14 protein-coding genes and 3 tRNA genes are annotated in these 16,840 nt (G+C 38.5%); 11 read left to right on the top strand and 6 right to left on the bottom strand.

The features are described from left to right. Positions 1-72: 72 nt before the first annotated feature. From LPB89_RS10190 to LPB89_RS10180, 3 genes are all read right to left on the bottom strand, one after another. Positions 73-146, bottom strand: a tRNA-Arg gene (locus tag LPB89_RS10190). Between the two features lie 53 nt (positions 147-199). Next, positions 200-274 (bottom strand) — tRNA-Pro (locus LPB89_RS10185). Positions 275-291: 17 nt separating this feature from the next. After that, a tRNA-Ser gene (locus LPB89_RS10180) sits at positions 292-375 on the bottom strand. Positions 376-624: 249 nt separating this feature from the next. On the opposite strand from LPB89_RS10180, the gene LPB89_RS10175 reads away from it, so the two are divergent. Next, positions 625-1,803, top strand: a complete 1,179-nt coding sequence (locus tag LPB89_RS10175) for an acetyl-CoA C-acyltransferase (RefSeq protein WP_127338698.1) — start codon at positions 625-627, stop codon at positions 1,801-1,803. Between the two features lie 68 nt (positions 1,804-1,871). Further along, complete coding sequence (locus LPB89_RS10170) at positions 1,872-2,633, top strand: C40 family peptidase (RefSeq protein WP_230701637.1); 762 nt, start codon at positions 1,872-1,874, stop codon at positions 2,631-2,633. A 241-nt stretch (positions 2,634-2,874) separates the two neighbouring features. Here LPB89_RS10170 and LPB89_RS10165 read toward each other — a convergent pair whose 3' ends face one another. Further along, positions 2,875-3,720 (bottom strand): AraC family transcriptional regulator, encoded by an 846-nt coding sequence (locus LPB89_RS10165; protein ID WP_230701636.1) that lies wholly within the window; start codon positions 3,718-3,720, stop codon positions 2,875-2,877. A 119-nt stretch (positions 3,721-3,839) separates the two neighbouring features. On the opposite strand from LPB89_RS10165, the gene LPB89_RS10160 reads away from it, so the two are divergent. The 3 genes from LPB89_RS10160 to LPB89_RS10150 all read left to right on the top strand — a co-directional run bounded on the left by LPB89_RS10160 (position 3,840) and on the right by LPB89_RS10150 (position 5,834). After that, positions 3,840-4,823, top strand: a complete 984-nt coding sequence (locus LPB89_RS10160) for an aldo/keto reductase (protein ID WP_230701635.1) — start codon at positions 3,840-3,842, stop codon at positions 4,821-4,823. A 123-nt stretch (positions 4,824-4,946) separates the two neighbouring features. After that, a complete protein-coding gene (locus tag LPB89_RS10155) occupies positions 4,947-5,552 on the top strand; it encodes an NAD(P)H-dependent oxidoreductase (protein ID WP_230701634.1) in 606 nt (201 codons plus the stop codon). A gap of 3 nt (positions 5,553-5,555) precedes the next feature. Next, the gene (locus tag LPB89_RS10150) at positions 5,556-5,834 is read left to right on the top strand and encodes a putative quinol monooxygenase (RefSeq protein ID WP_230701633.1); all 279 of its coding nucleotides are present in this window, start codon (positions 5,556-5,558) and stop codon (positions 5,832-5,834) included. A 151-nt stretch (positions 5,835-5,985) separates the two neighbouring features. Here LPB89_RS10150 and LPB89_RS10145 read toward each other — a convergent pair whose 3' ends face one another. After that, on the bottom strand, positions 5,986-6,693 hold the full coding sequence (locus tag LPB89_RS10145) for a class I SAM-dependent methyltransferase (protein ID WP_230701632.1): 708 nt from the start codon (positions 6,691-6,693) through the stop codon (positions 5,986-5,988). A 363-nt stretch (positions 6,694-7,056) separates the two neighbouring features. On the opposite strand from LPB89_RS10145, the gene LPB89_RS10140 reads away from it, so the two are divergent. Both LPB89_RS10140 and LPB89_RS10135 read left to right on the top strand, forming a co-directional pair. Next, on the top strand, positions 7,057-7,938 hold the full coding sequence (locus LPB89_RS10140; RefSeq protein ID WP_230701631.1) for a LysR family transcriptional regulator: 882 nt from the start codon (positions 7,057-7,059) through the stop codon (positions 7,936-7,938). A 593-nt stretch (positions 7,939-8,531) separates the two neighbouring features. Continuing rightward, positions 8,532-9,815, top strand: a complete 1,284-nt coding sequence (locus LPB89_RS10135; RefSeq protein WP_230701630.1) for a DUF2130 domain-containing protein — start codon at positions 8,532-8,534, stop codon at positions 9,813-9,815. A gap of 93 nt (positions 9,816-9,908) precedes the next feature. Here the strand turns inward: LPB89_RS10135 and LPB89_RS10130 are convergent, their stop codons facing one another. Beyond that, positions 9,909-10,691 (bottom strand): META domain-containing protein, encoded by a 783-nt coding sequence (locus LPB89_RS10130; RefSeq protein ID WP_230701629.1) that lies wholly within the window; start codon positions 10,689-10,691, stop codon positions 9,909-9,911. A gap of 269 nt (positions 10,692-10,960) precedes the next feature. Between LPB89_RS10130 and nirB the strand changes: the two genes are divergently transcribed. From nirB to LPB89_RS10110, 4 genes are all read left to right on the top strand, one after another. Then, positions 10,961-13,474 carry a nitrite reductase large subunit NirB gene (gene nirB / locus LPB89_RS10125; protein WP_230701628.1) on the top strand — a complete coding sequence of 838 codons (2,514 nt, stop codon included), beginning with the start codon at positions 10,961-10,963 and terminating at the stop codon, positions 13,472-13,474. Between the two features lie 124 nt (positions 13,475-13,598). Beyond that, positions 13,599-13,976, top strand: coding sequence for a nitrite reductase small subunit NirD (nirD, locus tag LPB89_RS10120; RefSeq protein WP_230701627.1), 378 nt, complete (start codon positions 13,599-13,601; stop codon positions 13,974-13,976). Between the two features lie 326 nt (positions 13,977-14,302). After that, on the top strand, positions 14,303-14,887 hold the full coding sequence (locus LPB89_RS10115) for a DUF4202 domain-containing protein (protein ID WP_230701626.1): 585 nt from the start codon (positions 14,303-14,305) through the stop codon (positions 14,885-14,887). Positions 14,888-14,897: 10 nt separating this feature from the next. Further along, positions 14,898-16,703, top strand: coding sequence for an ATP-binding protein (locus LPB89_RS10110; RefSeq protein ID WP_230701625.1), 1,806 nt, complete (start codon positions 14,898-14,900; stop codon positions 16,701-16,703). Positions 16,704-16,840: the final 137 nt, after the last annotated feature.

Genomic DNA, 16,840 nt, shown 5'->3' with positions numbered 1-16,840 from the left:
AATTAAGCGGCACATACTACTAAAACAAAATCTAATAAAAACAAAAAAGCCACTCGATTGAGTGGCTTTTTGTGAACGCAGAAGGATTCGAACCTTCGACCGCCTGCTTAGAAGGCAGGTGCTCTATCCAGCTGAGCTATGCGTCCATTATTTTTAATTCCTCGACCGTCTGCTTAGAAGGCAGGTGATCTTAAATTAGTCGGGGTGGCAGGATTCGAACCTGCGGCCTCCTGCTCCCAAAGCAGGCGCGATAACCGGGCTACGCTACACCCCGAAAAGCAAATTATTATGCGGAGAGACAGGGACTCGAACCCTGGCGACGGTTACCCGTCGACAGATTAGCAATCTGCTCCATTACCGCTCTGGCACCTCTCCAAGCTCAAGGAACGTGTCCTGTTTTGCGGTTGCAAATGTAAGACAACATTCCATATCTCACAACTATTTCTGTGCTTTTTTTAATCTTTTTTCAATCTTTTTTTTAAACCACTTCACAATCAAACGAATAGAATTAACAAAAAATTGATATTAAATTTAAAATTCAGTCTAATTAATACAAATTGACTCAAAATTTGAATATATTCAAATAAACCGTAAATTTGCTTGATTAACTAATATTAACAGAAAATGAACAAAAGAGTTGTTATCGTTTCTGCCGTTAGAACACCTATCGGAAGTTTCATGGGAGGTTTATCTACCGTACCCGCACCAAAATTAGGCGCTGCCGCTATAAAAGGAGCCCTTCAAAAAATTAACCTGGACCCAAAATTAGTTGATGAAGTTTTCATGGGGAACGTAGTTCAAGCCGGAGTTGGACAAGCACCTGCACGTCAGGCGGCACTTTTTGCCGGTTTGTCTGAAGAAGTTGCGGCTACAACCGTAAACAAAGTTTGTGCTTCCGGAATGAAAGCTGTAATGTTCGCCGCTCAGGCTATTGCCTGCGGAGATGCTGAAATTGTAGTCGCCGGAGGAATGGAAAACATGAGCCTGATCCCGCACTACGTACAAATGCGTAACGGAAACAAATTTGGTCCTGCTACCATGCTGGACGGAATGCAAAAAGATGGTTTGACAGATGCTTACGATAACAACGCAATGGGAGTTTGCGCTGACTTATGTGCATCAGAGTACAAAATTACTCGTGAAGAACAGGATAATTTTGCCATTCAGTCGTACGAAAGAAGCGCCAAAGCATGGGATGCCGGAAAATTTGACAATGAAATTGTACCGGTCGAAGTTCCGCAAAGACGCGGAGAACCTGTTATAGTTTCCAAAGACGAAGAATACACCAATGTAAAACTGGACAAAATACCTTCTCTGGCTGCCGTTTTTACAAAAGACGGAACGGTTACTGCTGCAAATGCCTCGACCATCAATGACGGAGCTGCTGCATTGGTTTTAATGTCTGAAGAAAAAGCAATCGCCCTTGGATTAAAACCTCTGGCTTACATAAAAGGCTACGCCGATGCTGCACAGGAACCAAAATGGTTTACCACAAGCCCGGCAAAAGCATTACCAAAAGCATTAGACAAAGCAGGAATTGCCATTGGCGATGTGGATTATTTCGAATTCAACGAAGCTTTTGCGGTAGTTGGATTGGCCAATTCAAAAATTCTTGGTCTTGATAACGACAAAGTAAACGTAAATGGTGGTGCCGTTTCATTAGGTCACCCTCTTGGATGTTCAGGAGCGAGAATTATCGTAACTTTATTAAATGTCTTAGAACAAAACAATGCTAAAACCGGTGCTGCAGCCATTTGCAACGGTGGTGGCGGTGCTTCGGCAATTGTTATCGAAAGAGCTTAAAACTATATTATTTCAGGAGTTGTTTCAAATAGAAATAACTCCTGATTTCATCTTATAAATTACCCTAAATGTTCGGAATTTGCAACCTTGCCATAGTACCTGTTCGAGCTGAACCAAGTGACCGAAGCGAAATCGTTACACAACTTTTGTTTGGCGAGCACATCGAAATAATAGAACGTCAAAACCAATGGGCGCGAATAAAAATTCAGTTCGATGACTATGAAGGCTGGGTAGATTCCAAACAATATCAGGTTATTTCGGAGGCCAATTATAAGCAATTAAGCAATGAAGCCATTATTCTGAATGCCGATTTAATTGACTATATCAGTGCGCCGGAAAATCTATTATTACCCATTCCGCTTGGTGCTTCTTTGTCTTTTTTGAATAACAGCGAAATCAATACCTCTAATTTTGATTTTGAAGGAACCAAAACCAGCGGCATAAAACCTAAAAGTGCCTTGATCAATACTGCTTTTATGTATCTGAATGCACCTTACCTTTGGGGCGGAAAAACCCCTTTCGGAATCGATTGTTCCGGTTTTACACAAATGGTGTATAAACTAAACGGCTACAAAATTCACCGCGATGCCTCACAACAGGCGCTTGAGGGAGAACCTTTGAGTTTTATTGAAGAAAGTGAAGCCGGTGATCTGGCCTTTTTTGATAATGAAGAAGGGAAAATCATTCACGTGGGTATCATTATGGACAACAACTACATCATTCACGCCAGTGGAAAAGTCCGCATTGACCGTTTAGACCACTTAGGAATTTACAATCCTGAATTGAATAAACACACACATAACCTCAGGGTAATCAAGAAAATTATTTAATTTTTTCCCGCAGATTTTGCAGATCACGCAGATCTATAAAGAGAAAATCTGCCAAATCAGCTAAATCTACGGGAGAATTTTAAAGCCGTGTCATCCGCGTTTTAATTTTACGCATTAATTATTTAGCCACTGATTACACAGATTAACACAGATTTTTTTAAATCATTTCCAATCCATCAATCTGTGACAAAAATCAAATTCGAGAAAATTCGGGCAATTCGTGGCAATTCGTGGCAAAACCTTAAGCACTAATCCGAATCGTTTTCCTATACTCCGAAGGGCTATTTCCTCTCTGTTTCTTAAAAAATTTATTGAAATGGCTTTCATCCGTAAAACCAAATTCATACGCAATTTCGTTGATGCGTTTTTCACTAAACTGCAAACGGTGTTCGATTAATTTCGTTTTATAATTACTAATATATTGCTGCATCGTTTCGTTAGCGTGTTTCTTAAAATAACGCCCTAAATACGTATTCGAAATTCCAAAATACTCACTAAGCGATTCCGCTTTTATTCGTTCCGGATAATAAATATTGTTCTGAATGTATTGCAGGATATCCATCGCTTTTGCCTCACAGCCAATATTGACCTGTTCCGGCAGGTATTTCGCAATATTTCTGGCTACAATAATAATTAGCGTATTGACCAATTGCTGAATCAGTTCCTTATTATACACATCTTTATTCTGATGTTCGCGCATAATCGCTTCGATCATCACTTTTACCAGGCACTTATCTGAATCCAGTTTTAAGATACAGCCCGGCTGATGATTCGCATTTTGAAGTATGTATTCCAAACGCTGAATGTTTTCATTTTGCAAACTCGAATCCTTCAGGTAAATATCATTAAACCGCAAAAAGAAAAAGGTCGTTTGGGTTTCAATAGTAAAATTATGACAGTCTTCAGGCGTCAGCAAAAACATATGCCCCGCATCGTAAGTGAAAATATTTTTGTTGATACATTGTGAGCCGGTACCTTCTAAAATATAGACCAGTTCAAAAAAATTATGACGATCTCCAACATCCGGATATTCCTCCAGTGTCTCAAATGAAACCGTAAACGGTTCGTATAAATTTTCTTTTTTCATGTAGATGAATTTAGATTGCGGCTGCAAATATACCTAAAAAACACAAATATATACAAATTAAAGGTTGTAAAAATGGTATAATTTTGCTCCATAATTTTTTAAGCACAAAATACAACAACATGGAATATAGAAAATTAGGTACTACCGAACTCGAATTATCAGCCATTACATACGGCGCATTTGCAATTGGCGGAAACATGTGGGGTGGAAACGAAAAAAAGGATTCAATCGACTCCATTCACGCTTCAATTGACAATGGCGTCACCACTTTAGACACCGCTCCTTTCTACGGATTTGGTTTAAGCGAAGAAATGATTGGTGAAGCTTTAAAAACACAGGACCGCTCAAAAGTGCAGCTGCTGACCAAATTTGGTTTAGTGTGGGACGGAAGCAATAACGGCAGAGGGGAATTTTTCTTTGACGCCGATGACAACGGAAAAAAAATACCGGTATACAAATTCGCTTCCAGAGAAAACATCATCAAAGAAGTCGAAGAAAGCCTGAAAAGACTTAAAACCGATTATATTGATTTATTGCAAATTCACTGGCCCGACGCCACTACTCCTATTCACGAAACCATGGAAACGATGGACTTACTGATCCGACAAGGAAAAATCAGGGCTGCGGGAGTTTGTAATTACAGCGTTTCCCAATTGGAAGAAGCACAAAAAACCATCCAGCTGGCCTCCAATCAGGTTTCCTACAGCATGCTGAATCGCAGTATCGAAGCTGATCTGGTTCCGCTTACAGTTGCCCAAAATATCGGAATCATTGCGTACAGCCCTATGGAAAGAGGATTACTGACCGGAAAATATTTTACCGACAGCAAACTAAAAGACAACGATCACCGAAATGGGTATTTCGGTCAGTTCGATCTTCAGAAAGTAAAAACTTTAGTCGAAGAATTAAGTTCCTTAGCACACGACAAAGAAGCAAGTTTAGCGCAGTTGGTTTTACGCTGGACTACTTTACAAAAAGGCATTACCATAGTGCTGGCCGGAGCAAGAAATGCAGAACAGGCAATATCGAATGCCAAAGCAATGCATTTCGACCTATCCGTTTCCGAATTGGAATTCATCAATCAGGCCATTTCTAAACTATAATAATAATTTGGGTGTGTCCCTTCGGGTCGGGCTTTCGGCTATATCTTTTTTTTCGTTCCTCAAAAAAAGGATACCGCCTCTATCCCTCACACAACCTTACAAATACAGCAGAACATTTACATTATGAAGAACATATTTATCATCAACGGCGGGCAAAAATTTGCTCATTCAGGCGGGAAATTCAACCAGACAGTTCAGGACTGGACAACTGAATTTCTTTCCCAAAACAACAATTACGAAATAAAAACGACCAATATCAACAACGAAATCAACCTTCAGGAAGAGGTGGAAAAATTCGTCTGGGCAGATGTAATTATCTATCATACGCCTGTTTGGTGGTTTCAGTTACCGAATCTCTTCAAAAAATACATTGATGATGTTTTTACACAGGGACACAACAACGGAATTTATAAAAGTGACGGAAGAAGCCGCGTCAATCCGGATATCAATTACGGAACCGGCGGGCTTTTACACGGCCGAAAATATATGCTGACCACAAGCTGGAATGCTCCGAAGACAGCTTTTACCTTACCGGGGGAATTCTTCGAAGAAACTTCTGTGGATGACGGTGCCATGTTTGGTTTTCACAAAATGAACAAATTTACAGGAATGGAAAAACTGAACAGCTTTCATTTTCACGATGTTGAAAAAGGTGCGACCGCGGAAAACATTAGCATCTTTAAACAAGATTACACAAGACATTTAGAAGCAACTTTTAAAAATTTATAAATCATGATTTCAATTACAGCAATTTTCAACAGCAAAGCAGAACATGCTGAAAAACTACAAGACATGCTGAATCATTTGGTGACCGAAACCAGAAAAGAAACGGCCTGCGTACGTTACGATCTGCACCAGTCCGAAAATGTTTTTATTCTCTGGGAAGAGTGGCAAGATCAGCCGGGACTTGACCTACACAACAATCAATCGTATTTACTTGATTTTATTGCACAAAGCGAAGCACTGGTATCTACTCCGATTCAGGTGTATAAAACAACACAAATTTTGTAAAGAAATAAAAGTTTTTTTAGCCACGAATTGCACGAATTTTCACGAATTAAGCTTTTAAAATTGCGAAAAAAAATTAGTGTTAATTCGTGCAATTCGTGGCAAACAAAAAATCCTTTTTAATTTTATAATCTGTGGTAATTTTTTTTAAATATTACTTAATCCCGCCAAAAGCACCAAAACACATATTCTTGTGTAAAATTTCGACACTTTTAAAACCAACTTTCTTCATCAGGTCCAACTGGTAATTCATCGATCTCGGCGTGTCTTCCTTTTCCACATAATCCAATACTTTCTGACGGTATGCTGCACCGCCGATTCCTTCCAGATAGTCGCCATAACGCTGCCAGGTATAGTCGTTTAACAACTCGGTATCCTGCGTAATCAGGTCTGAAATCATAAAACAGCCTCCGGGTTTTAATAATTTAAATATCTTGGCAAAAGTGTTTTCCCAATCGGGATCATCACGCAAATGATGCAAAACAGCCCCGGCCAGAATAATATCAAAATGGTTTTCCGGTAAATCTACTTCGCGGATATCTCCCTGCTTTACTTCTACCCTTCCGTTTGTTTCTTTTGACACTCTTTCAAAAGCTCTTTCCAGCATGGGCAAGCTCAAATCGACGAGAGTGCAATTTAAATCCGATACTTTCGATAACATTTTTAAAGTATAATTTCCGGCTCCACAGCCAATATCCAGGACATTTTTGGCATTCGGAACAATTCTTTTTGAGGCTTCCGTGATGAGCTCCAGCGAAATGGTAGCGTCAATGGTAGCCACCTGACCCGTTTCTAAATTCGAAAATCGTTCGACATCATTGTCAAAGCGTGTTCTGATTTCTTCGATAGTTGATTTTTTCATAATTTTTAGTTTTAGCTTTTTGCTTTTGCCACAGATTAAAAGATTTAAAAGATTTTTTTTATACTGTGTGGAAATATGTTTGCCACGAATTCCACGAATTTGCACTAATTTTTTATTTTTCTCACGAACAATGCGGGTTTCAACGAGTTAACACAGATTTTTTCGCGTCTTTCAAAAATTTTAATTCGCGGAAATTAGTGCAATTCGTGGCCAACAAAAATCCTTTTAATCTTTTAATCCGTGGCAAAAAACCCGCGCAAACCCATTAAAATCCGTGGGTATTACTTTTTTTGTAAAAGTATTTCTTTCTTATATACTTCAAAAATACTTATTTTGTCAATTATTAATACTTAAAAGGTATTTATGGAATTACGACACTTAAAATATTTCCTGGCGGTAGCCGAAGAATTAAACTTTACAAAAGCCGCAGAGAAACTTTGTATCTCACAACCGCCTTTAAGCCGTCAGATTATTGAACTGGAAACGGAAATCGGTGCACGTTTATTCCATCGGAATAATAAAAAAGTAACACTTACCGAAGCCGGAAAATATTTCGAAAAAGAAGTCACAGCTCTTTTTCAGGACCTGGCACAAATTACAATCAAAACGCAGAAGATAGCGCAGAATGTTTCAGGAGAATTCAGCATCGCTTACATCAGTTCGATTTATTCCGGTGTGATTTCAGAATTAATACAACATTTGAAAGCCGCATTTCCTTATGTCAGTTTCAAACTTTTTGAAATTTCCACCACCAAACAAATCGCAGCTTTAGAGTTGCGAAAAATTGATTTGGGAATCATTCGCTCTCCTGTAAAATCGCCGAAAATAAAATCGCAATTGTGGTTTCGCGACGGATTCTCTGTTGTTTATAATAAAAGGAACCTTCAAATTAATTCTGAGGAAGAGATTTCAGGTCTGAAAGATGAAACTTTTGTGTTTTTCAACAAAGATTATGCGCCGCATTATCATGAAGTTTTACTGGAACTGTGTGCTTTTTATGGTTTTACACCCAAAGTAGTTCATGAATCCAACAACATTAATTCGATTGTACAACTCGTTAAAAACGGTTTGGGAATTTCGATTGTCCCGTCTAATATCGCACGAAACAATTCTGACCCCGAAATCGGATTTATAGAATTGAAAAAAGTCAATCTGTTTACCGATGTTTCCCTGATTACCTCAAAAGAAGACGAGTCGCAAATCACAAAAGTAGCTGTCGATTTTTTGTTGAAGAAAAATAGTTGACGCTAACGCTTCTTTATAATTTAATCTCATAAACTCGCAAAGTTTATTTTAGTTATTTGATTAGTTTGTCATTTCGAGGAACGAGAAATCTACGCAAGTAGCTCCGCAACGAGAGTCCAATCTTTGTCGAGTTTCTTACGGAGATTTCTCGTTCCTCGAAATGACAAACAGCACGGATAATGTATAGTCATTATACTTTGCGCCTTTGTGTGATTAATTCAAAGCTTTAAAAAACATCTTAAAAAAGGAAAACCGTAAAATTAAATTAGTGTAAGTTTTTAAATTGCATCCTATAATTGTGATCACGCAAAGTCGCAAAGATTATCATTTAAGCTCTTAATTGGAAAGATTAAAAATCTGTTGAAATCTGTGAAATCTGCGTTAACAAAAAACTTTGCGACTTTGCGTCTTTGCGTGATTAATTAGGAACCTAAAAAAACCTAGTAAATATTTGCTTAATAAAAAACAATTCGCAAAAATCAGTAGAATTCGTGGCAAAAAAGTTACAATTTATCACATTGAAATCACTTGAAAAGAATGAACTTTTAAATACCTTAGCAGCTTATTATAGTACCTAAATAAATTCAATAAAAATGGCGGAGCAATCTTCAATTCAGTGCCCAAACTGCGGAACGACTATCGATGTAAATGACATACTGAAACATCAGTTAGAAGACAGTATTCGTAAGGAATTCCAGCAAAAGGCCAATGCACAATCGAGGGAACTGGAGCTTAAAAATGAGCAATTCGAAAAAGCCAAATTAGAATTTGAAGCCAAAAAGAAACAGGAAAACGAACTTTTTGCAGAACGTCTGGAGCGTGAGAAAAAAGTAGCTGAAAAAGAAATCACCGAAAAACTAAAAACCAAACTGGACGAAGAAAACAAAGACCGTTTACTCGCCATGGAAAAGGAACTTTCAGAGAAATCGGAAAAACTTCGTGAGCTTAATAAGATGGAAGGTGAAATTGCCAAATTGCAACGCGAAAAACTGGAAATGAAAGAAGCCATTGAAGCTGAAGCACAAAAACAGCTTAATGCTACTTTGGTTTTAGAAAGAGATAAGATCAGAAAACAGGAAGAAGAGAAAAACGAACTCAAAATAAAAGAATACCAAAAGCAATCAGACGATCAAAAGAAACTGATTGAGGAAATGAAACGCAAGCAGGAACAAGGTTCCATGCAATTGCAGGGTGAAGTAATGGAATTAGCGATTGAGGAATGGCTGGCCAATAATTTCCCTTTGGACAGTATAGACGAAGTTAAAAAAGGCGCCAACGGAGCAGACTGCCTTCAGATTGTCAATACCCGCGAATTGCAAAATTGCGGTTCTATTTATTACGAAAGCAAGCGCACCAAAGCCTTCCAACCCGCATGGATTGAGAAATTCAAAAATGATATACGGACCAAAAGGGCCAATATTGGTGTGCTGGTGACTGAAGTGATGCCGGCAGGAATGGACCGAATGGGAATGCGCGACGGCATCTGGATTTGTACGTATGAAGAATTTAAAGGTCTTAGTGCCGTTTTGCGTCAATCTTTGATACAAGTGAGTCAGGCGGTTCAGGCACAGGAAAACAAAGGCGATAAAATGTCGATGTTGTATGATTTTTTAACCAGCAACGAATTCCGTTTGCAGGTAGAGGGAATTGTGGAAGGCTTTACACAAATGCAAAGTGACCTGGATTCCGAAAAAAGAGCCATGCAGCGTATCTGGAAACAACGTGAAAAACAAATCGAGAAAGTGGTGCATAATACGTTAGGAATGTACGGTTCGATTCGCGGTATCGCCGGAAACGCCGTTCAGACCGTAAGGGCTTTAGAATTGGATTTTATTGAAGACGATAAGGAGGAGGATTCTAAGGAATTGTTAGAATAATAATTGATTAATATAACACTGGTGGTTTTAAGGATTTAAATGGATAGACACGGATTTTTCTTTTTTTCTTTACTTGTGAAAACAAAAAAAACGCTAATCGACCTTCCTGAAAACGAGAAGTTTTCCGGAAGGATTAGAAAGTGTCAATCTCAGATTTTCGATTGAATAGGTGGTGGTACTTTGCAGCGCTTTGGTAAATTCGCCTTCTTTATTTCCGGGCGCACAAGCCATCATAGTCGAAATTACTTTTGAAAATCGCAACAGGTCTTTTTCATAAAAAATACTGCCGCTGATTGCATTACAGCCTCCGTAACCCATAAATTTATTTTCAGAAGAATTGATTTCGATTCTTGGTAATTCCCTTTGAAAATCGGTTACAAAAACTTTGAATCCGTTTAGTTCTTCCAGAACCCAGATATCGTGAAGACGATAATCGGTATTGTAATTGCCGCAGCCTTCTAATTTTGTAAAAGTAAGCTCTTTATTATTTTTAATTTCAATGGAGACTTTATAAGGAGAAATGGCTCCCGACATCGAATTCTGGCATTCCAGCTGCTGAATCGAAATGGTTGCGGTTGCGGTTGCATTAGCCACTTTATACATTTTTATATTGGCATCCATCGCTTTTATGGCTTCCTCCGCGGGAAAAATTAATTTCTCCTTCCCTGTAATTAAAGATGTAAATTCGATACCTTCCTTTCCCATTTTTACTCCCCAGAAAGGTTCGTTTCCGGTTCCTGTAAAGTAATATTTCATTTGATCCTCCTGAGTTCCGTATTCAGAAGTGGTTTCTTTTGTATCAGAAATTTTGCCGGCTGTCGGTTTACAACCTGTTATCAATGAAAGTAATAGCAGTATTAAAAGTGATTTCTTCATAGCATTTTATGTTAAGACGATCTTATCTATATAAAACATCGGTAAAATTCTTATGAATTTACAACATTTATTTGAAATTCTTATTTAGAATCTTTTCAAATTTACAAACATTCTCCCCTTTCAAACGTACACACAACCCGTACTACGTAAAAGATTACGCTGAAATACGTAATTAATGATTCATTCAATTTTAAAAAAACAAACATTGCTACGTATTTTTATAAGTATAAATACTTATATTTGCGTAGTAATACTTAATTAAAGAAGCGATGATTAAAGTAATAGTAGTTGGAAACGGCATGGTGGGTTACAAGTTTTGCGAAAAATTCATTGCAAAATCAGGACAGGAAAAATATCAGATTACCGTATTTGGTGAAGAACCGAGGCGTGCTTATGACAGAGTTCATTTAAGCGAATATTTCGGAGGAAAAACAGCAGATGACTTATCACTATCCACCAGCGAATGGTATTTAGAAAACCATATTACCTTGAACACCTCTGAATTAATTACTGATATTAATCGGGAAGATAAAACTATACATACGCACTTAGAGAAAACACATCAGTACGATTACTTAGTGCTGGCCACCGGATCTTCTGCCTTTGTCCCTCCTATTGACGGCGTAGAAAAAGAAGGTGTATTTGTATACCGTACCATCGAAGATCTGGATGCGATCATGGCGTACGCTAAAAAAATAAAACTAAAAGGGGCAACAGAAGCGGCAGTTTTGGGTGGCGGTTTATTAGGTCTTGAAGCAGCAAAAGCGGTGAGAGATTTAGGCCTGAACCCACATGTAGTTGAATTTGCTCCAAGATTAATGCCAAGACAGCTCGATAAAGGGGCCAGTGACATGCTTCAGTCTAAAATCGAAGAACTTAACATCGGAATTCATCTTAATAAAAGTACCCAATATATTGACGGAAACGAAAGCATAACGGGAATGATGTTTGCCGATGATGAATTGTTGAAAGTGGACATGCTGGTTATTTCGGCCGGAATTAAACCGCGTGACGAATTGGCCAGGGTGTCAGGACTTGAAGTTGGTTTGCGAGGCGGAATTGTGGTAAACAATCAGATGCAGACCTCAGATCCTTCTATTTATGCGATTGGCGAAGCCGCACTTTACAATCAAAACATTTACGGACTTGTGGCTCCGGGTTACGAAATGGCCGATGTGGCTGCCGAACAAATCCTAAAGGGTTCTAAAATCATGAGGGAAACCATCGACATGTCTACACAATTGAAATTAATTGGTGTGGAAGTGGCAAGTTTTGGTGATCCTTTTATAGAAAATGAAAATGTTACCGCTATTATTTATGAAAATAAACTAAGCGGTGTTTACAAAAGAATCAATGTCACCAAAGATTCCAAAACCCTGCTGGGCGGAATACTGGTAGGGGATTCCAGCGATTATAATTCGCTTTTTCAGATTTTCAGCAATGCAATGGCTTTACCCAAAAATCCGGAAGACCTGATTTTAGGTTCCCGTGATGGTGCTGAAGCCTCTTCATTAGGAAGTGTTATGGATTTGCCGGATACCGCCGTAATCTGTTCCTGCGAAAATGTGACCAAAGGAGCCATCTGCTGCAAAATTCTGGACGAAAGCTGTTCCGGTTTTTCAGATGTTGTGAAACAAACCAAAGCCACAACTGGCTGCGGAGGCTGCAAACCTATGGTTTCGGATCTGGTCAAAGCGGCGCAAAAATCCTTAGGCAAAGAAGTCAAAGATGTGATTTGTGAACATTTCAATTATACACGTCAGGAATTATTCGATCTGGTAAAAATCAATAAATACGAAAACTTTTACGACGTTATCGATCATCATGGTTCAGGTGACGGATGTGAAGTCTGCAAGCCTGTCATTGCTTCTATTTTCTCCAGTATTTATAACGATACAGCCAATAAACATGTCACCACTCAGGATACAAACGACCGGTTTCTGGCCAATATTCAGCGCAACGGAACCTATTCTGTAGTGCCAAGAGTGGCCGGAGGTGAAATTACTGCCGAGAAATTAATCGTAATCGGCGAAGTGGCCAAACAATTTGATTTATACACCAAAATAACGGGCGCCCAGCGTGTTGATTTATTCGGGGCACATCTGAGCGACTTGCCAAAAATCTGGAAAATTTTAATTGATAATGGTTTTGAAAGCGGTCATGCCTACGGAAAATCACTTCGTGCCGTAAAAAGCTGCGTTGGAAATGCCTGGTGCCGTTACGGAATGGACGACAGTGCCGGATTTGCCATTGAACTGGAAAACCGATACAAGGGAATCCGTTCTCCTCATAAACTCAAAGGCGGAGTTTCAGCCTGTATTCGCGAATGTGCCGAGGCGCGTGGAAAAGATTTCGGACTAATTGCTGTTGAAGGGGGCTGGAATTTATATATCGCAGGAAATGGAGGTGCCAACCCAAAACATGCCGTTTTACTGGCAGAGCAAATCAGCAAGGAAACCGTTATCAAATACCTGGATCGTTTTTTAATGTATTACATCCGCACCGCTGGTCCGCTGACTCGAACTGCCACCTGGCTGGAAAAACTGGACGGGGGCTTAGACTATCTGAAAGAAGTAATTATCGAAGACAGTCTCGGAATCTGCGAAACTTTAGAAGCTGAAATGGCGGCTTTAGTAGGCACTTTTGAATGCGAATGGAAACAAGTTCTGGAAAAACCAAGATTGTTAAAGCGTTTCAGCCATTTTGTGAACTCGGACGAGAAAGATGACAATATTGTTTTTGTTCCCTTAAGAGATCAGAAAATGCCAAAATCCTGGTCGTAAAAGCTCCAAAAAAAAGAAAAAAAATCAAAAATGTTTGCTGCCTTTCTTACCCTCCTTTTTACTGCTTAATCAGCTGCTGATTGTAAAAAGAAGGTAAGAAACAGGAACTTAAAAACACATTCCAATGGAAGAAATCCTAAATCAATACCAAACCGTACAGCTAAGTGATGCGACAACCTGGTTCAAAGCCGGTACAGTAGATGACTTTCCAACCAATCGCGGCGGCTGTATTAAATACAAGAACAAACAAATTGCCATTTTCAATTTCGCCCGCCGCAATGAATGGTATGCCTGCCAGAATGCCTGTCCGCATAAAATGGAAATGGTTTTGGCCAGAGGCATGACAGGATCTGCAGATGACATCCCGAAAATTGCCTGTCCGATGCATAAAAAAACTTTTTCCCTGGTCGACGGAACAAACCTAAACGGGGACGATTTTAAAATTGCCACCTATCCTGTTAAAGTGGTGGATAACGAAGTGTTTGTTGGTTTTATTGATTGATTTTACACAATCTTGTCATTTCGACGAAGGAGAAATCTTCGCAGGAAACTCTATTATCAAAAGCAAATATTAGTTGAAAGTGTTAATCTTTGCAGAGTTACTCATGAAGATTTCTCCTTCGTCGAAATGACAAAACTGTAGAAACTATTCTTTTGTTTCCCGCAGATTTTGCAGATTTTTTTTTGAGGAAGCTATAAGTAATCTGCCTGATCTGCAAAATCTGCGGGAAAAAACACAGCTCCTAATTTCAATAAAAGTACATTTTCAAAACATTTACACGAACAAGTTAATTCTGTATCTTTGAAATCTATTATTTAACCAAAAAAATGAATACACCTTTTCAAAAAGCAAGCGAGTGGATTGATGCCGAAAACGCTCAGGATCCTAACATCGAATCCGATCAGAATACCGAATATCCGAAAGAATTACTGTATTCCAACAGGATGTATGAAAGGCTGATGCAGTTTGAACCCGAAGCCTCCGAAGAAATTCAGATTGCTTCAAAAGCGCAGCATATCTGCCGATGGAAAGTAGCACGCGAATCCTACCCAATGGATCGTGTGGGTTATTTGAGATGGAGAGAAGACCTGAAAAAATTTCATGCCAAAACCACTGCCGGAATTTTAGAAAAAGCAGGGTACGATCAGGCTTTTATTGATCGTGTTTCTTTTTTGATTGAAAAAAAATTACTTAAAAAAGATGCCGAAACACAATTACTGGAAGATATCATCTGTCTGGTTTTTTTAGAATATTACCTTGATCCGTTTGTACACAAACACGATGAAGAGAAACTAAAAAATATCATCAAAAAAACCTGGGATAAAATGTCTGACAAAGGACACCAGGAAGCCCTGAAAATCAATTATTCTGAAGAAAACCTAAACTTAATAAAAGCGTCTTTAGGGTTGTAACTTATTTTTTATGAAAAAAAGCAATCAGGAAGCAGCGGATAAAATTACCTTCAAAAATTTACGCCGTCTGTATTTTTTTGCACTTTGGACTATTGCTATAACCATTATTTTAAGTCAGGTTTTAGTGCAGTACAACTTAAAACAGCAGCTGAGCGATTCTAAAATCATCAATATCTCGGGGAAGCAAAGAATGCTCAGCCAGAAAATTGTTAAAGAGATATTGATTTTACATTATGTTTCCGACACAGTACCTGCCAAACAAATTTCGCATTTAAAAAGTGTTTTGGAACTTTGGAAAACCACTCAAAATGCACTGGAAAATGGAAGCGACAGCTTGGCTTTTCCAAAGGAAAAAAGCGAAACGCTGCGTCAATTATATGCCGATATCAATCCAATTTTCAGCAGTATTACAAGCGATACCGATTTGTTTCTGCTAAATTTAAAAAACAAACGCAATCCGGCAGTTAATCAGAAACTGGTTCAGAATATCCTGAAAAACGAAGGTGCTTTTCTTTCGAAAATGAACCAAATCGTAAGCCAGTACGATCTTGAAGCCCACGAAAAAGTAACCGAACAACGCAAAATAGAATACTGGATTTTTGCTTTTACGCTATTTGTGCTGCTGATGGAGTTTTTCTTCATCTTCAGACCTACCAATAAAAAAATAGAAAAACTCATTGCCAAGCTTTTAACTTCTGAAAAGAAAGCCTTAAAACTGGCCTACGATACCGAAATCATTAGTGAGATCAAAGAAAACTCGGTTAAAGAATTAAAGTCACTAAATTATGCCATGGAAAATACGCTTTTGTATTGTCGTATAGCTCCCGATGGCTCCATTATACATATTGGGGAAAAATTTGCCAAACTTTTAAATTACACCAAATTCTCTTCGCGTAAAACGTTTTCCCAGGTTTTAACCACAGATGAAAAGGAACAGCTTAACATGGACCGCCTTATTTCTGAAAAGCAGCGCAGCGGCTGGCAGGGCGAAATGAATATCATTAATAAAGAAGGACAAAATATCTGGCTGGATTTATCTATGGTTCCGGTCACGATCAAAAAAGAAGAATCTGAACTTTTAATCATTTGTTTTAATATTACGGAACGCAAAAAAGCACAGCGCGAAGTGGAACGCCTGAATATTGAAAACAGCACCGAAAAAATCAATCAGCAAAAGATTATCTCCAGCAGAATTGTCGAAAACCAGGAAAACGAACAGAACCGGATTGCCAAAGAAATTCATGACGGAATCGGACAAATGCTTACCGGGCTTAAATTCAGTTTAGAAAGCATCAACCTGGAGGATAAGGAAAAATCAGCCCAGAAAATTGAATATTTAAAAAAACTATCTCTCGACATCATCAAAGGGGTACGCACGGCAACTTTCAATTTAATGCCTCCCGAATTAAGCGATCACGGTATTGTTTCATCCCTTTCGAAACTGACACAGGAACTTTCAAAACTGACCGGAAAAGAAATCCTCTTTTATAACAAAACGGATTTCAGCCAGCGTTTGGATTCATTAATAGAGATTAATATTTACCGTCTGACACAGGAAGCGATCAACAACGCCATAAAATATGCCGAATCCTCCCATATTATTGTACAGCTTTCGCACAGCCAGACTTTACTAAGTATTATCGTCGATGACAACGGAAAAGGTTTTGACATTACAGCTGTTGACAAAAAGCGAAACAGCGAATCCGGAATGGGATTATTATTTATGAAAGAAAGGGTTCAATACATTAACGGACGTGTTTTCATCAAATCTATTCCGGGTGAAGGGACGAGGATTACTTTTAATATACCGATCTGAGAATTTGATAATTAGATAATTTGACAATTAGATAATTACATGATTAGTTGTTTTTAGGTGTCGGTCATTTTTTAGGTATGCAATTTTATAATGTCGAATTGATTGTTTTTTTTTGATTTTCATTTAATCATTTCCAA

It is taken from the genome of Flavobacterium sp. ENC, from assembly GCF_020991415.1.
In the GTDB taxonomy this organism is placed as follows: domain Bacteria; phylum Bacteroidota; class Bacteroidia; order Flavobacteriales; family Flavobacteriaceae; genus Flavobacterium.
This window is presented reverse-complemented; position numbering and strand designations above follow the sequence as displayed.

What these genes read in the sequence shown, in the direction of transcription:
- LPB89_RS10175 (WP_127338698.1), top strand. Translation starts at nt 625, where the DNA reads ATGAACAAAAGAGTTGTTATCGTTTCTGCCGTTAGAACACCTATCGGA.
- LPB89_RS10170 (WP_230701637.1), top strand. Translation starts at nt 1,872, where the DNA reads ATGTTCGGAATTTGCAACCTTGCCATAGTACCTGTTCGAGCTGAACCA.
- LPB89_RS10165 (WP_230701636.1), bottom strand. Translation starts at nt 3,720, where the DNA reads ATGAAAAAAGAAAATTTATACGAACCGTTTACGGTTTCATTTGAGACA.
- LPB89_RS10160 (WP_230701635.1), top strand. Translation starts at nt 3,840, where the DNA reads ATGGAATATAGAAAATTAGGTACTACCGAACTCGAATTATCAGCCATT.
- LPB89_RS10155 (WP_230701634.1), top strand. Translation starts at nt 4,947, where the DNA reads ATGAAGAACATATTTATCATCAACGGCGGGCAAAAATTTGCTCATTCA.
- LPB89_RS10150 (WP_230701633.1), top strand. Translation starts at nt 5,556, where the DNA reads ATGATTTCAATTACAGCAATTTTCAACAGCAAAGCAGAACATGCTGAA.
- LPB89_RS10145 (WP_230701632.1), bottom strand. Translation starts at nt 6,693, where the DNA reads ATGAAAAAATCAACTATCGAAGAAATCAGAACACGCTTTGACAATGAT.
- LPB89_RS10140 (WP_230701631.1), top strand. Translation starts at nt 7,057, where the DNA reads ATGGAATTACGACACTTAAAATATTTCCTGGCGGTAGCCGAAGAATTA.
- LPB89_RS10135 (WP_230701630.1), top strand. Translation starts at nt 8,532, where the DNA reads ATGGCGGAGCAATCTTCAATTCAGTGCCCAAACTGCGGAACGACTATC.
- LPB89_RS10130 (WP_230701629.1), bottom strand. Translation starts at nt 10,691, where the DNA reads ATGAAGAAATCACTTTTAATACTGCTATTACTTTCATTGATAACAGGT.
- nirB (WP_230701628.1), top strand. Translation starts at nt 10,961, where the DNA reads ATGATTAAAGTAATAGTAGTTGGAAACGGCATGGTGGGTTACAAGTTT.
- nirD (WP_230701627.1), top strand. Translation starts at nt 13,599, where the DNA reads ATGGAAGAAATCCTAAATCAATACCAAACCGTACAGCTAAGTGATGCG.
- LPB89_RS10115 (WP_230701626.1), top strand. Translation starts at nt 14,303, where the DNA reads ATGAATACACCTTTTCAAAAAGCAAGCGAGTGGATTGATGCCGAAAAC.
- LPB89_RS10110 (WP_230701625.1), top strand. Translation starts at nt 14,898, where the DNA reads ATGAAAAAAAGCAATCAGGAAGCAGCGGATAAAATTACCTTCAAAAAT.